14 protein-coding genes and 1 pseudogene are annotated in these 15,015 nt (G+C 45.2%); 2 read left to right on the forward strand and 13 right to left on the reverse strand.

Annotation, left to right across the window (positions count from 1 at the left end):
* Positions 1-9 precede the first annotated feature (9 nt).
* Positions 10-1,263: an Nramp family divalent metal transporter gene (locus GD631_RS17060; RefSeq protein ID WP_143258723.1), complete on the reverse strand. Its 1,254-nt coding sequence runs from the start codon at positions 1,261-1,263 to the stop codon at positions 10-12.
* On the opposite strand from GD631_RS17060, the pseudogene GD631_RS22465 reads away from it, so the two are divergent.
* Positions 1,245-1,316: pseudogene (locus GD631_RS22465) on the forward strand (hypothetical protein); the annotation flags it as partial. The gene GD631_RS17060 and the pseudogene GD631_RS22465 overlap by 19 nt on opposite strands.
* Before the next feature lie 206 nt (positions 1,317-1,522).
* Here the strand turns inward: GD631_RS22465 and GD631_RS17065 are convergent.
* From GD631_RS17065 to dnaB, 4 genes are all read right to left on the reverse strand, one after another.
* Positions 1,523-1,768 (reverse strand): TIGR03905 family TSCPD domain-containing protein, encoded by a 246-nt coding sequence (locus tag GD631_RS17065; protein WP_008022698.1) that lies wholly within the window; start codon positions 1,766-1,768, stop codon positions 1,523-1,525.
* A 9-nt stretch (positions 1,769-1,777) separates the two neighbouring features.
* Entirely contained in the window at positions 1,778-2,515 is a 738-nt protein-coding gene (locus tag GD631_RS17070) for a YebC/PmpR family DNA-binding transcriptional regulator (RefSeq protein ID WP_143258724.1), read from the reverse strand.
* Between the two features lie 33 nt (positions 2,516-2,548).
* The gene (gene pheT, locus GD631_RS17075) at positions 2,549-5,011 is read right to left on the reverse strand and encodes a phenylalanine--tRNA ligase subunit beta (protein WP_143258725.1); all 2,463 of its coding nucleotides are present in this window, start codon (positions 5,009-5,011) and stop codon (positions 2,549-2,551) included.
* Between the two features lie 112 nt (positions 5,012-5,123).
* Positions 5,124-6,683, reverse strand: a complete 1,560-nt coding sequence (dnaB, locus tag GD631_RS17080; RefSeq protein WP_143258726.1) for a replicative DNA helicase — start codon at positions 6,681-6,683, stop codon at positions 5,124-5,126.
* A gap of 221 nt (positions 6,684-6,904) precedes the next feature.
* Between dnaB and ispE the strand changes: the two genes are divergently transcribed.
* The gene (ispE, locus tag GD631_RS17085; protein WP_143258727.1) at positions 6,905-7,729 is read left to right on the forward strand and encodes a 4-(cytidine 5'-diphospho)-2-C-methyl-D-erythritol kinase; all 825 of its coding nucleotides are present in this window, start codon (positions 6,905-6,907) and stop codon (positions 7,727-7,729) included.
* Between the two features lie 257 nt (positions 7,730-7,986).
* On the opposite strand, the gene galE is transcribed toward ispE, so the two are convergent.
* The 8 genes from galE to GD631_RS17125 form a co-directional block, all read right to left on the reverse strand.
* On the reverse strand, positions 7,987-9,021 hold the full coding sequence (galE, locus tag GD631_RS17090) for a UDP-glucose 4-epimerase GalE (RefSeq protein WP_074705183.1): 1,035 nt from the start codon (positions 9,019-9,021) through the stop codon (positions 7,987-7,989).
* Positions 9,022-9,243: 222 nt separating this feature from the next.
* A complete protein-coding gene (rsxA, locus tag GD631_RS17095) occupies positions 9,244-9,816 on the reverse strand; it encodes an electron transport complex subunit RsxA (protein WP_004303570.1) in 573 nt (190 codons plus the stop codon).
* A gap of 22 nt (positions 9,817-9,838) precedes the next feature.
* The gene (gene rsxE, locus GD631_RS17100) at positions 9,839-10,423 is read right to left on the reverse strand and encodes an electron transport complex subunit RsxE (protein WP_004295586.1); all 585 of its coding nucleotides are present in this window, start codon (positions 10,421-10,423) and stop codon (positions 9,839-9,841) included.
* 15 nt (positions 10,424-10,438) lie between these two features.
* Positions 10,439-11,170, reverse strand: coding sequence for an RnfABCDGE type electron transport complex subunit G (locus GD631_RS17105; protein ID WP_120069932.1), 732 nt, complete (start codon positions 11,168-11,170; stop codon positions 10,439-10,441).
* Complete coding sequence (locus GD631_RS17110) at positions 11,167-12,159, reverse strand: RnfABCDGE type electron transport complex subunit D (protein ID WP_143258728.1); 993 nt, start codon at positions 12,157-12,159, stop codon at positions 11,167-11,169. The genes GD631_RS17105 and GD631_RS17110 overlap by 4 nt, the downstream gene beginning before the upstream one ends.
* 5 nt (positions 12,160-12,164) lie before the next feature.
* Entirely contained in the window at positions 12,165-13,502 is a 1,338-nt protein-coding gene (gene rsxC / locus GD631_RS17115) for an electron transport complex subunit RsxC (protein WP_138274645.1), read from the reverse strand.
* A gap of 24 nt (positions 13,503-13,526) precedes the next feature.
* Positions 13,527-14,408 carry a Fe-S cluster domain-containing protein gene (locus GD631_RS17120; RefSeq protein WP_074909207.1) on the reverse strand — a complete coding sequence of 294 codons (882 nt, stop codon included), beginning with the start codon at positions 14,406-14,408 and terminating at the stop codon, positions 13,527-13,529.
* Positions 14,409-14,415: 7 nt separating this feature from the next.
* The gene (locus GD631_RS17125; RefSeq protein WP_074909211.1) at positions 14,416-14,841 is read right to left on the reverse strand and encodes a SoxR reducing system RseC family protein; all 426 of its coding nucleotides are present in this window, start codon (positions 14,839-14,841) and stop codon (positions 14,416-14,418) included.
* Positions 14,842-15,015 lie beyond the last annotated feature (174 nt).

The following is a 15,015-nucleotide window of genomic DNA, read 5'->3' on the forward strand; positions in this document are numbered from 1 at the left end:
GTGTTCATTTTATGAAAACAAAAGCATAATGTTCAGTACCGAAACAATAATAGCAATCGAATATAATACAAACGTACTCCAACGGCTATTGACATAATCCCCCATCACCTTTCGGGAAGACGTCAGTCCCACCTGTAAAAACACGGTGAAAGGCAATTGAATACTTAGTACCATCTGCGAAATAATCAATCCTTTAAAAGGATCTCCAATAAAGAAAATCAGCAATAAGGCAATTCCCAAAGACAAGAGGACTCCCACCTGCGAGTGACTGTCCCTGATATGATAAGACTCGCCGAAAATACCTGCAAAGATAGAGCCTGCCGCCATTCCGCTCGTTATGGTTGAGGAGATACCCGCCATCAGCAGTGCCAATGCAAATACAATTGCCGCATTACTTCCCAATAAAGGTTCGAGCAAGGACTTAGCCTGTTGCAACTCTTCTACCTGAATACCACTTTTAAAGAAAGTGGCGGCCGCCAGCAGAATCATGGCACTGTTAATCGCCCAACCGACAATCATTGAGAAAAGAGTGTCAAACAACTCATATTTCAATACCTTCTTAATAGAAGCATCATCTTTCTTATTGTACTCGTGACTCTGTATCACCTCCGAATGAAGGAACAGATTATGAGGCATCACTACCGCTCCCAGCACGCTCATGATAATCAGCATACTTCCTTTCGGGAAAGAGGGAGTCACCCACCCCGCCGCAGCAGCCGGCCAATCTATTTCCACCAAAAACAATTCATAAATAAACGAAAGCCCGATTACGGAAACGAACGCAATGATGGAACGTTCTATTTTTTTATATGAATTAGTGAAAAGCATAATGGAGACAAAAAGCGTAGTCAACACAGCTCCCCATATAATAGGAATATCCAATAACATTTCCAACGCGATGGCACCTCCCAGAATTTCCGCCAGGGAAGTAGAGATCGACGCCAGTACTGCCGTGCCAAGAATAGGGCGTGACACCCATTTAGGAGTGTACTTAGTGGCCGCCTCCGAAAGGCAAAGCCCGGTAACAATACCCAAGTGGGCAACGTTGTGCTGAAGAATAATCAGCATGATGGTAGACAAAGTAACCACCCAAAGCAAGGAATAGCCGAATTCGGAACCGGCTGCGAAATTAGAAGCCCAGTTTCCCGGATCAATAAATCCTACAGTAACCAACAGCCCCGGACCAATATATTTAAAAACATCCAGTCCACCCAGATAGCGTTTATGATCTTTCCGTCTTAAGTCTTGAAAAATATTCTTCATTTTTGCATAATAGTTTTTTTAACTTCACAAATATACTTATAAATAACGAGTGAAGATCAATTTTAGTTCAAAATACCGACAAGTAAGTAAACGATAAAAACGGATAAAATTCCGATAAAAAGGAAGCGGATAGCATATAACTATTTTGCAGGGGATTTTAAGGAAAAGGAAATAAAGATTTAACAAAAAAAACAGCCCCCGACAAACCAATTGCCAGAGGCTGAAAATTAAAAATAAAAAAAAACAAAAAAATCGTCAATTAATATCCCATTTCATGCAATGCACGACACAATTGATCGGGACATGAAGTCGGTCTGCCACCACAACGCACTCCTTCGAGTTTTGTGATAACATCCGCCACCTTCATCCCTCTCACAAGGCGGGAAAGACCTTGAAGATTACCATTACATCCTCCCCAGAAAGCAACTTCTTTCACCACTCCATCTTCCACATTCAGTTCGATATTCGTGCTGCAAGTCCCCTGGGTCTTATAAACATATTCCATAACCTTGCTTTACTCTTCTCCCCCTTCCGGTTGCATGTTGGTATAGACAGTCTGCACGTCATCAAATTCTTCCAGACGCTCGATCATCTTATCCAATGTTTCGCGTTGTTCCGGAGTAACCTCTTTCAGGTCGTTCGGAATATAAGTGAAGTCTCCGCCGACATCTTCAAAGCCACATTCTTCCAAATGTTTCTGAATAGCGGCATAGCTCTTGGGATTACCATAGATAGTGATTGTTCCCTCTTCATCATCTTCTTCATATTCATCTTCCACATCATAGTCGATCAGATCCAGAATCAGTTCTTCCATATCCAATCCGTCTTTCTTCTTGAAAGTGAATACACATTTGTGGTCGAAAAGAAATGCAAGAGAACCCATTGTACCCAAATTACCACCGAACTTATTGAATACCGAACGGACATCAGCCACCGTACGAGTCGTGTTGTCTGTCAATGTGTCTACAAACACAGCAATACCGTGAGGACCATATCCTTCATAAGTCATACTCTTGTAGTCACTCTGGTCTTTACCCATCGCGTTTTTGATAGCACGCTCAATGTTATCCTTCGGCATGTTTTCACGCTTACAAGTAGCGATCACCGAACGCAGTGTCGGGTTGTTTTCAGGTTCCGGACCGCCTGCCTTTACAGCGATAGCGATTTGTTTACCCAGTCTTGTAAAAGTTTTAGCCATGTGGCCCCATCTTTTCAGTTTAGCGGCCTTTCTATATTCAAATGCTCTTCCCATTGGTTTATATTTTTAATAATGACAATTTTAAGTTTATCTAAGTTTGGCACCCAGTTTATCTTCCAGGTTCTTCACCAGTTTCGACATGATCTTATCAATCATCTTATCATTCAAAGTCTGGTTTTCATCCTGAAGCAGGAAGCTCACTGCATACGACTTCTTACCCGCTTCGAGATTCTTACCTTCATATACATCGAAGAGTTCCACTTCTTTCAACAGTTTCTTCTCTGTTTCGTATGCAATCTTTTCGATTTCGGCAAATTGTATATTCTTGTCAAGCAACAATGCCAGGTCGCGTTTCACAGCAGGGAATTTAGAGATTTCCTTGTAGCTGATCTTCACAGAACGGATGGCTTTCATCAATTCCTTCCAGTTCAGATCGGCATAATACACTTCATTGTCGATATCAAACGCTTTCAACAGCTTCTTAGTCACAACACCGAAAGAAGCAAGACGTTTTCCGCCCTTCGTGTTGACAGAGAGTGCGGCAGCAAAAATATCGTCTGTCAGATTACCGACAACCAGATTGTGCAAATCCAGTCCCAGACGTTTCAATATATTTTCTACGTACGCTTTCAATTCATACACCGAACTATTTTCATCCGCATGCGCCCATGAATTGGAAACCTTCTTACCGGTTACCCACAAGCCCAGGTGATAATCTTCCGAGTAAGGAGCCAGTACCTTCTCTTCGTTCTTCTTGTCAGCATTGAAATAATAACAGTTACCGAATTCGAAGAACTTCAAATCAGCGTTCTTACGATTGGCGTTATGAGCAATACTTTCCAGTCCGCCGAACAGCAAAGTCTGACGCATAGCGTTCAGATCAGCACTCAACGGATTGAGCAACATCACCAGGTGACTGGACGGATAAGCCTCCAGACCATCATAATAAGCCGCACGGGTCAGTGAGTTGTTCAGAATTTCATTGAATCCACAGCCCACCAGTTGTTCTGCAATCAGGTTCTGCAATTTATTCGACTTATCGTGCTCACCCTTTGTAGTCAGGCTGGAGTTCAGCGTAGTCGGAATTTCGACATTATTATATCCGTAGATACGAAGAATATCTTCAATCACGTCGCAATCACGCTGCACATCTACACGATAAGGAGGCACAGCCAATGTCAGTCCTTCTGCCGTTTCATTGGTAATCTTCATTTCCAGGCTGGTCACAATGCTCTTGATTGTCTCTACCGGAATCACTTTACCTACCAAAGAATGTACTTTTTCGTAAGCAAGATCGACGATAAAATCCTGTGCTGGAGTCGTAAATACATCTTTTATTTCAGAAGAAATCGTACCGCCAGCCAGTTCTTTCACCATCAAAGCAGCCAATTTCAGGCAATAAATCACACTATTCGGATCGATACCACGTTCGAAACGGAAAGAAGCATCCGTATTCAACCCATGACGACGGGCTGTCTTACGCACCCATGTAGGATGGAAATAAGCACTTTCAATGAATACGTCTGTCGTAGCTTCCGTAGAACCGGAGTCCAGTCCGCCGAATACGCCGGCAATGCACATGGCCTCTTCCTTGTTGCAAATCATCAAGTCGCGTTCATTCAGTTTACGCTCTACTTCATCCAGCGTAACGAACGGAGTACCTTCAGGCATTGTCTTTACAATCACTTCGTTGCCTTTAATCTTTCCGGCATCGAAGCAGTGCAACGGCTGACCGAAAGCATGAACGATATAATTCGTAATATCCACTACATTATTAATAGGGCGCACACCGATCAGACGCAATTTGTTTTGCAGCCATTCCGGACTCTCCTTCACCGTTACGCCTTTCACGGTAACACCGGCATAATGCGGACAAGCTTCGCTGTTTTCAACCTTCACTTCGATATTCAAGTCATGGTTTTCCACCTTAAAGCCATCCACCGACGGACGTTGTAAAGTTGCCTGACGACCGTTCTGAATCAGATAAGCGTACAGGTCGCGAGCTACCCCATAGTGAGAGCAGGCATCCGCACGGTTAGGCGTGATATCCACTTCCAATACATAGTCACTCTTGATATTATAATAATCCTTGGCAAGCGTACCCGGAACAGCATTTTCCGGCAATACGATGATACCTGCATGATCCGTACCGATCCCAATTTCGTCTTCAGCACAAATCATACCTGTAGATTCTACTCCACGGATTTTTGATTTCTTGATGGTAAAGCATTCGTCACCGTCATAAAGTTTCGTACCTAAAGTAGCTACCACCACTTTCTGTCCGGCAGCCACGTTCGGGGCACCACAAACAATCTGTACCGGTTCACCGTCTCCCAGATTGACAGTAGTAATATGCAAATGGTCAGAATTAGGATGTTCCGTGCAGGTCAGCACTTCCCCGATCACAAGTCCTTCCAAACCACCTTTAATGGTTTGCACTTCTTCCACACCGCCAGTTTCCAAGCCGATAGAAGTCAACGCAGCAGCCGTTTCATCAGGCGTCAGGTCGAAGTTGACATACTCTTTCAGCCAGTTATAAGAGATATTCATATACTTAATTTTTTATTGTTTCTCAAAAAGATTCGCAAAGTTAATAAGATTTTTCGGTTGACCGAGAAGGTTTGATAAAAAATTGCGCGTTATTTCACCACAGAGGACGCAACTAGAACGGCAAAGGCCCATCCCCCGGTGTTCCGAACGGATTGCCCGTCTGTGGCATAAAATCAGGCGCGGGAGGAGGCGCGGAACCGACATTACCAGTATTCATCTTCGATCCCAGCATAGCCCCGGCGGGCTCACCCGGCATCGGGATAACCATATCGTCCTCCGGATTGGAGAAACGGGTAAATTCTCCCTTGAACCGGAGCAACACCTCGCCTACCGCACCGTTACGATGCTTGGCGATGACAATCTCCGCCATACCGCGCAGGTCATTACCACGATCATCCTGATAAATCTTATAGTATTCGGGACGGTGGATAAAGCATACCATATCGGCATCCTGCTCGATGGCTCCCGATTCACGAAGGTCACTCAACTGCGGACGTTTACCATCGATACCTTCACGACTTTCCACACCACGATTCAACTGCGACAGTGCGATGATCGGAATATTCAACTCTTTTGCCAGTCCTTTCAACGAACGGGAAATGGTACTAACCTCTTCCTGGCGGCTACCAAACGCCATACCGCTTGCATTCATCAACTGAAGGTAGTCAATAATAATGATTCTCACCCCATGCTCACGTACCAAACGACGTGCTTTCGTTCGAAGTTCAAATACAGACAGAGACGGAGTATCATCCACGTAAAGCGGCGCATCCATCAGATTCTTCAGTTTATAGTCCAACTGTTGCCACTCATAACCTGCCAACTGTCCGCTCTTGATCTTTCCACTTTCAATCTCGCAGACATTCGCAATCAAACGGTTCACCAACTGAACGTTACTCATTTCAAGAGAGAACAACGCCACCGGATTCCGATAATCGACAGCAATATTCTTAGCCATGGAAAGTACGAAGGCTGTCTTACCCATCGCAGGACGTGCAGCGATAATGATAAGGTCGGAATTCTGCCAACCGGAAGTCATTTTGTCGAGCTTTGTGAAACCACTCTCAAGACCGCTCAAACCGTCGGTTCGCGCCGCAGCCTTCTGAATCAACTTATAGGCCTCGTCAATCACCGGATTGATCTGCGTATAATCCTTTTTCATATTCTGCTGCGAGATCTCGAAGAGCTTACCCTCCGCTTCCTGCATCAGGTCGTCCACATCCAGCGTTTCATCGAACGCTTTACTCTGGATATTGCTTGTAAACGTAATCAGATCACGTGCCAGAGATTTCTGCGCAATAATACGGGCGTGATACTCAATATGTGCCGATGAAGCCACCTTACTACTCAATTGAGTAATATAGAACGGGCCTCCCACCTCTTCCAGTTCTCCGCGTTTGCTAAGTTGTTCCTTTACAGTCAGAATATCCACCGGTTTCTGATTCACCGCAAGATCGGTGATAGCAGAATAAATCAACTGATGCCGGTGTTCGTAAAAAGATTCAGGACGAAGAATCTCACTCACCAATGAGTAAGCATCCTTTTCAATCATCAAAGCTCCCAGAACTGCTTCTTCCAGTTCAGGTGCCTGCGGCTGAATACGACCATAATCATTTACCGGTTGTACTTTAGTAGACTTTGCATTGCGGGTATTTCTTTTCTGTTCGGCCATGAAGATATTAACTATTTTACAATTTGCTATTTACTATTCGCGACCGGACATACTCCATAAATAACAGAGTTCTTCCGGTCGGGACGACAAAGATAGAATATAATCATGAAGAATGGATAAGGAAAAATGAAGATTTTACTAACTTTGTCCCCGAATTACATTCAACACATGATTAATTGTCATGTGCAGCACCGCAAATAGTAAATTGTAAAATAGTAAATATGCTCGCCTTTCCCAATATTAAAATAAACCTGGGGCTTTCCATCACCGAGAAACGCCCGGACGGATATCACAATCTGGAAACTGTTTTCTATCCGGTAGCACTTGAGGATGCCCTCGAAATCCGGACTTCTTCTGAAGCTGAAAAGAAGATTACCCTCCACCAGTATGGTATGGAAATAGCCGGCAATCCGGAAGACAACCTGGTGGCAAAGGCTTATTCACTGCTGGATAAGGAGTTTCACCTTCCCCCTGTCGAAATTCATTTGTACAAGCATATTCCTTCGGGAGCCGGACTGGGGGGCGGTTCATCCGATGCCGCTTTTATGCTGAAGTTGCTCAACGATCATTTTCAGTTGGAATTATCCGAAGAACAGCTGGAGGTATATGCCGCCACTTTGGGAGCGGACTGCGCTTTCTTTATTAAAAATAAGCCGACTTATGCCGAAGGTATCGGAAACATCTTCTCACCGATCGAGCTTTCATTAAACGGCTATCAAATCATGATTGTCAAACCGAACGTTTTCGTTTCCACCCGGGAAGCCTTTTCAAATATCCATCCGCACCATCCGAAATATCCGGTCAAAGAGGCAATCCTGCGTCCGGTTGCAGAATGGAGGAATATCCTAATCAATGATTTCGAGGCAAGTGTGTTCCCTCAACATCCCGTTATCGGAGAAATCAAAAGGGAACTCTATAATCAAGGAGCAATCTATGCCTCCATGAGCGGCTCCGGCTCTTCAGTGTTCGGACTGTTCGCCCCCGGAACGTCCCTACCGGAAACAATTGAAGGAAGAGACGTTTTCTGTTTCAAAGGAAAGCTATAAACATAGTATTGTTCGCCCGTACCGGGCGAATAAAAAAACGGTACCACGACTCACGTCGTAGTACCGTCACAACACAAACACAAAATAAAACACGACAAAACTACTATGCAATCTTTCCTGTCTATGCCGGGGAGGCATAAGTACTATTTACGTATATTCGCATACTCATAAACAGCTTCAGGTCGATTGGCATCAAATAAACAAATCGCATGCACGATTTGTTTAATCTTTTATGTTAATTTAAAAACAGAACTCTTTTATTGAATCCCTCTTTCACGGAGTTTCAGCTGCCAGTTCCATGCAGAACGTAAAGTATCTTCCAAAGTTTCTACAGCCTTCCAACCCAGTTCTTTGTTTGCGAAATCCGGATTCGCCCAAACTTTTTCAATGTCGCCTGCACGACGTCCGACAATCTGATAATTCAGTTTTACGCCGGTGGCTTTTTCAAAGCCATTTATTAATTCCAATACAGAAACGCCACGTCCTGTACCGATATTGAACACTTCCACTTTCTCTTTTTGCGTCTTTTCCAAGATACGACGGATAGCAATCACATGGGCTTTAGCCAAGTCAACGACATTGATAAAGTCACGGATACAAGAACCGTCCGGTGTATCATAATCGTCACCAAACACACTTAGTTTCTCACGGATACCAATAGCGGTCTGGGTCAGATATGGAATCAGGTTTTGAGGAACTCCATTGGGAAGTTCACCCAGCAATGCCGTAGGATGCGCACCAATCGGGTTGAAATAGCGCAACATGATCGCATTGATCGGAGCACCTGAAGCTACCGTATCACGAATAATTTCTTCATTGATCTGTTTCGTATTTCCATAGGGTGATTCCGCTTTCTTAATCGGAGCCTTTTCCGTTACCGGCAGTTCATCCGGCTGGCCGTATACTGTACAGGAAGAAGAGAACACAATACCTTCTACTCCATGTTTTGGCATCAGTTCGAGCAGGTTAATCAAAGAAACCAAGTTATTACGGTAGTAAAGCAATGGTTTCTGTACCGATTCTCCTACTGCTTTGCTTGCTGCAAAGTGAATGATCGCCTTAATTCCTTTATATTTTGTAAATACTGCATCAAGACCTGCAAAGTCCAGACAGTCCAGCTTTTCAAAAACTGGGCGAATACCGGAAACTTTCTCTATATTGTCAACGACGTCAGCACTTGAATTTGATAAATTATCGATGATGATTACTTCATATCCGCTGTTTTGTAGTTCTACAACAGTATGAGACCCTATGTATCCTGTCCCGCCTGTTACTAAAATTCTTTCTTTCATATACTTTATAAAATGGTTAGTTTCTCGGCTTATTATTGTTTGAGTTACAAATGTATGGAAATAAAATGGAATAGCAATAATCTGCCACCATTTTATTTATCAAAAAGTGATTAAGGTACGATTTGGTAGCAATTAGGTATAAAAAAGAATTGGAAACTCAAATCTGTATGTCGCCACACAGCAGAGCTTCCAATCCCCTATTTAATTATCAACTGTAAATCCTTACACCACGCCGGAGAATCCCATGAATGCCATAGCAAGCAAACCGGCGGTAATCAAGGCAATCGGAGTGCCTTGCATTCCTTTCGGAACTTTCACGAGGCTCATCTGTTCGCGCAATCCGGCAAAAAGCACCAGTGCCAGACCGAAGCCGATAGCCGTAGAGAACGCGTACACAACACCTGTCAGCAGGTCGTAGTCTTTCTGAATCACCAGGATAGCCACACCAAGAATACAACAGTTGGTGGTAATCAAGGGCAAGAACACGCCCAAAGCCTGATACAGAGCAGGCGATACTTTTTTCAGAATGATTTCCACCATCTGTACCAATCCGGCAATGACCAGAATGAACGTAATGGTCTGCAAATATCCCAGTCCGAAAACATCCAATACAAACTTCTGAATCAGGAAGGTAACGATGGTAGCGATGGTCAACACGAAAGCAACCGCAGCGCTCATACCCATCGCAGTTTCCACCTTCTTGGATACGCCCAGGAACGGACAGATACCCAGGAACTGCGACAACACGATGTTGTTTACAAAGATTGCCGATATAAATATCAATATATATTCCATATTCTTTTCTTATTTAATTGAATTAGGCTTTCTTGAAACTATTAATCAGCGCGATGAGATAGCCCAAAGCGATGAAAGCACCCGGAGCCAACACAAACACCAACATTCCATATTCTTCCGGCATGATGGTCAGATCGAAAATCTTACCGGTTCCGAGGAATTCACGAACAGCACCCAGCAATGTCAGGGCAATGGTGAAACCAAGTCCCATGCCGATACCGTCGAACATAGAAGCAACTGCGTTATTCTTGGCGGCGAAGGCTTCGGCACGCCCCAACACAATACAGTTCACCACAATCAACGGGATGAAAAGACCGAGCGTAGCATACAGTCCCGGCACGTATGCCTGCATCACCATTTGAAGCAAGGTTACGAAAGACGCGATCACCACGATAAACGACGGGATACGCACCATATCCGGAATCAGGTTCTTGATTAAAGAGATCACCACATTCGAGCAGATCAATACGAACATGGTAGCCAGTCCCATACCCATACCATTGATGGCCGACGAAGTCGTACCCAATGTAGGACACATACCGAGCAGGAGTACAAACGTAGGATTCTCTTTGATAATCCCGTTCATCATTACTTTAAAGTTATTCATTATCTGTCTCCTTTCTTATTTAGCACTGACCGAATCAGTAAGTTCAACTTTTATTGTGGCTCCCGTAGCTGCGTCTGCGTCTGTAGCCTTTTGAGATGCACCGCTGACACCGTTCACTTCACCACCTTTGGCTTTATAGGCTTGATAGGCAGCATTCACCGCATTCAGGAAAGCACGTGAAGTAATGGTAGAAGCTGTAATGGCATCCACCGTTCCCCCATCTTTGCTGACGGTCAGCGGAGTTTCACCCGGATTCATCCCCAAAATAGATTTCGTACTCGCTTCGTGAGATACAGCCTGTTCTCCCTTGGCCGGGTCGTATGCTCCGAACCATTTGTCGGCTTTAGAGCCCAGTCCCGGAGTTTCCGCGTGAGCGAGCAACGAGTAATTATAGATTTTACCTTCGGCGTTAAAACCTACCAGCACTTTCAGTTCGCCGCCAAATCCCATTGATTTAGCTTCGACAGCCGTTCCTACAAGTTCTTCGCCGTTCTTGGCGGGATAAACGATGAAGTCAACGTTCTTCTTTCCGTCTTTCTCGCTGAAGATCGTATCGCTTTCCGCTACCGGATTATTGGTAAATTCGGGAAGAACCTTTTTCAAGGCCTCGTTCAGCGTCTTCGCGTTCGCTTCGGCAATGGGGCCTTTTGTCAGTTCGTTTACATAAGCCAGCAACGCTACGGAGACAGCCGTCACGCCCGTAAGCACCAGCAACATATTCTTTAAAGATGATTGTAACTTTTTCATTTCTTCTTCGCTACCTCCCCAAAGCGTTTAGGTTTACAATAGGTGTTAATCAGCGGAGTGAACGCATTCATAATCAGGATGGCGAACGACATACCTTCGGGATAGGCACCGAACAGACGGATGACAACCGTCAGCAGACCGATACATACACCATAAATCAACATTCCTTTTTTGCTCATCGGAGAAGTCACATAGTCGGTTGCCATAAAGACAGCACCCAGCATCAGACCGCCGGAGAGCAATTGCAATACCGGAGAAACGTATTTTTCAGGATCTGCCAGGTGCATGATACCTGCAAAGATAAACACGGTAGCCAGGATAGACACAGGAATATGCCAGGTGATGATTTTCTTCCAGAGCATATAAACGAGTCCGATCAGCAGAGCCAGTGCACTCACTTCACCCAAGCATCCGCCATTCTGTCCGATCAGCAAGGTCAATGCGTCCGGAATCTGGCTTAAAGCGGCAGTGTCACCGTAGATGGCTTGCTTCATCAATGCCAGCGGAGTGGCACCGGTGGTAGCATCCGTATAAGCGGTCAACTGTCCGACTACCGGCCAACTGGTCATCTGCACCGGGAAAGAAAGCAACAGGAACACGCGTCCTGCCAATGCCGGATTGAAAGGATTGCAGCCTAATCCGCCGAAAGACATTTTGCCTACACCGATAGCAAACAGTGCACCCAGAATGATAATCCAGACAGGAAGATTAGACGGTAAGTTGAATGCCAGCAACACACCTGTGATGATGGCAGAGCCGTCGCAGATGGTAGTGGTAGGTTTCTTCATTAAATATTTCCCGATCGCCCATTCGAAGAACAAACAAGCTGCAACGGAAGTAGCCGTGACAATCAGGGCACCCAGTCCGAAGAAATAGAGAGACACCAGAAAAGCCGGAATCAGTGCGATCAGCACGCCATACATATTTTTCTGTACGCTGTCTCCGCCATGAACGTGGGGCGATAGTGATACGATTAATTTATTTTCCATATTCGTTATTTTTTAGCTTGACGTGCACGAATCATAGCGCCTACTTTGCCTTTGCCCAGACGACAGTAGTCGAGCAGCGGACGGTTGGCAGGACAAGTGAACTGGCAAGAGCCGCACTCGATACAATCCATGATTCTTTCTTTTTCCATTGTTTCAAAATCCCCGTTTTCGGACAAAGCTCCGAGCAAGTACGGTTCCAGTCCCATCGGACAGGCACTCACGCACTTCGCGCAACGGATACAAGTCTGCGCCTCACCACGTTTGGCTTCCTTCCGATTCATAATCAGGATACCGGAACTGCCCTTCGCAGTAGGAACCTCAATATTTACAAGTGCCTTACCCATCATCGGACCGCCACCGATCACCTTACCCGTATCTTCGGGCAGACCACCGCAAGCGTCAATCAACTGTTTCATCGGTGTACCGATACGAGCCAGGAAGTTGGAAGGTTTCGCAACCGACTTTCCAGTCACGGTAATCACACGTTCAAACAACGGCTTATTCTTCTGCACTGCCTCATAAACAGCAAACGCTGTTCCCACGTTCTGCACGACGGCTCCCGTAGAGATAGGCAATGCGCCGCTCGCCACCTGACGTTTGGTAATCGCGTCGATCAGCTGCTTTTCACCTCCTTGCGGATATTTCACCTTCAAGGGCACTACTTCGATGCCTGCATAGCTGGAGGCCACTTTGGTCATCAGTTCGATAGCATCCGGCTTATTATTTTCGATTCCGATAAATGCCTTGTTCACTTTCACCGCTTTCATCAGGATAGAAACACCTACCATGATTTCTTCCGCGTGTTCCAGCATCAGCTGATGGTCGGCAGTCAGGTAAGGTTCACATTCTACGGCATTGATAATCACACATTCAGCCTTAAAAGAAGGAGGAGGACAAAGTTTCACCTGTGTAGGGAAACAAGCACCGCCCAAACCTACGATTCCGGCATCGGCAATTTTCTTTACGATCTCTTCTGCGGAAAGCTCACACTCTTTCACCAGTGTGGTGCTACGGTCGATTGTTTCTTCCCATTCGTCGCCTTCCACATCAATGAAGATAGCAGGTTTCGCATAACCACTGGCATCGACTATGGTATCAATCTTCGCCACTTTACCACTGACCGAAGAGTGAATGGCTGCCGAAACAAAGCCGGCAGGTTCGGCAATCCGTGTACCTACCTTTACCACATCCCCTTTCGCTACAACCGGTTTTGCAGGTGCACCGATGTGCTGCCCCAGCAAAATAACAGCCTTTGCAGGAACTTCCGCTGTGATAATAGGTTGATGTGCCGACAATTTATTTTCGTGTGGATGAACTCCACCAATTGAAAATGTCTTTAACATACAGTTCTGTATTTTTTTCTGTTATTATTCTGTTACTTTCGGAGCTTCTGTAGCCTTCGGAGCAGCCGGAGCTTCTTCTTTCGGTTTCCGCGGCGGGAAATTCAACTCGATAATGGTATTCTGCGGACAAACTTCCACACATTTCCGACAAGATTTACACTTGTGCGGATCGATGTAAGCCAAGTTGTTTTCCAGCGTAATAGCTTCGAACGGACAAGTCTTCACACACTTGCCACAGCCGATACAGCTCACTGTACAAGCCTTACGTGCCACAGCTCCCTTGTCTTTATTCACACAAGAGATATACACGCGGCGTGACTTCTTTCCTTGCGGACGGATTTCAATGATCGCCTTCGGGCAAGCCTTCACACAGGCACCACAAGCGGTACATTTCGCTTCATCCACTTCCGGAAGCCCTGTTTCAGGATTCATGTGAATGGCATCGAACTGACAAGCAGCCACACAATCGCCACACCCCAGACATCCGTAACTACATCCTGTTTCCCCACCATACAATGAAGCGGCAATAGCACAACTCTTCGCACCATCATATTGGTTGGTACGCGGACGATTTGCACACGTTCCGTTACATCTCACCACTGCTACCATCGGTTCAGCTTCACCGGCTGCAAGTCCGAGGATATCAGCAATTTGTGCCATGACAGGTTGTCCACCTACGGGGCAGAATTTACCATCCAGCGAACCGGCTTTGACGCAAGCGTCGGCAAATCCGCTACAACCGGGATAGCCACATCCACCACAATTAGCCTGGGGAAGCACTTCTCCCACCTGGGCAATCCGCGGGTCTTCATACACGGCAAATTTCTTGGAAGCCACATAAAGAATAGCGGCCAGCACGAGCGCTATAGCTCCCAATGAAATCACTGCAATCAGAATCAAATTCATAATGTTTTTAGTTATTTATTGGTTTTATAGTAAATGAAAATTGTTGTTTGAGTCGCGTTTTGTTAAGCCATAAAACGAAATAATAAGGTACAAGAACAGCTAGAGAAAGAAGTGCTGCATACAACTCATTCTCTATCCATGCCATCAAAAGAAACAATGAAAATATAAGAAGTACGAAAGGAAGTACGAAAGCCAATACTACCGCCATCATGCCCATCGACGTTTCGCCGACTACCATCACCCTCTCTCCCACCTGATAGGAAGAAGCCGCGGTATCTATAATATCTATGATTTTGTCCTTACTATCCGCCGAGGAACAATGCCCCTTTGCGCTACAAGCCGCGCAAGCCGATGTCTGGACAATCCTCACCGACAGATGAGAACCTTGTATGTTTTCCACAATACCTAGATGCTTTATAGTATTATTCGTCATTTTGCAAACTCCGCATTACAAATCGCGGCAAATTTAATCATTATTTGCGAACTACGAAGCATTCCCCCAACTTTTTCTACATAATAAATTGTTATTTTTTGTGTTTACGTTATCGCACACGGAAAAAAGATTCCTATCATTTAGTACTCTAATAAACAAACGTGAGTTCGATAT

Source organism: Bacteroides luhongzhouii (assembly GCF_009193295.2).
In the GTDB taxonomy this organism is placed as follows: domain Bacteria; phylum Bacteroidota; class Bacteroidia; order Bacteroidales; family Bacteroidaceae; genus Bacteroides; species Bacteroides luhongzhouii.

Excerpts from the sequence above, each read along its gene's own strand:
- GD631_RS17120 (WP_074909207.1), bottom strand. The coding sequence starts at position 14,408 with ATGAATTTGATTCTGATTGCAGTGATTTCATTGGGAGCTATAGCGCTC.
- GD631_RS17070 (WP_143258724.1), bottom strand. The coding sequence starts at position 2,515 with ATGGGAAGAGCATTTGAATATAGAAAGGCCGCTAAACTGAAAAGATGG.
- rsxA (WP_004303570.1), bottom strand. The coding sequence starts at position 9,816 with ATGGAATATATATTGATATTTATATCGGCAATCTTTGTAAACAACATC.
- GD631_RS17105 (WP_120069932.1), bottom strand. The coding sequence starts at position 11,170 with ATGAAAAAGTTACAATCATCTTTAAAGAATATGTTGCTGGTGCTTACG.
- GD631_RS17110 (WP_143258728.1), bottom strand. The coding sequence starts at position 12,159 with ATGGAAAATAAATTAATCGTATCACTATCGCCCCACGTTCATGGCGGA.
- GD631_RS17125 (WP_074909211.1), bottom strand. The coding sequence starts at position 14,841 with ATGACGAATAATACTATAAAGCATCTAGGTATTGTGGAAAACATACAA.
- GD631_RS17065 (WP_008022698.1), bottom strand. The coding sequence starts at position 1,768 with ATGGAATATGTTTATAAGACCCAGGGGACTTGCAGCACGAATATCGAA.
- ispE (WP_143258727.1), top strand. The coding sequence starts at position 6,905 with ATGCTCGCCTTTCCCAATATTAAAATAAACCTGGGGCTTTCCATCACC.
- rsxC (WP_138274645.1), bottom strand. The coding sequence starts at position 13,502 with ATGTTAAAGACATTTTCAATTGGTGGAGTTCATCCACACGAAAATAAA.
- GD631_RS17060 (WP_143258723.1), bottom strand. The coding sequence starts at position 1,263 with ATGAAGAATATTTTTCAAGACTTAAGACGGAAAGATCATAAACGCTAT.
- rsxE (WP_004295586.1), bottom strand. The coding sequence starts at position 10,423 with ATGAATAACTTTAAAGTAATGATGAACGGGATTATCAAAGAGAATCCT.
- galE (WP_074705183.1), bottom strand. The coding sequence starts at position 9,021 with ATGAAAGAAAGAATTTTAGTAACAGGCGGGACAGGATACATAGGGTCT.
- pheT (WP_143258725.1), bottom strand. The coding sequence starts at position 5,011 with ATGAATATCTCTTATAACTGGCTGAAAGAGTATGTCAACTTCGACCTG.
- dnaB (WP_143258726.1), bottom strand. The coding sequence starts at position 6,683 with ATGGCCGAACAGAAAAGAAATACCCGCAATGCAAAGTCTACTAAAGTA.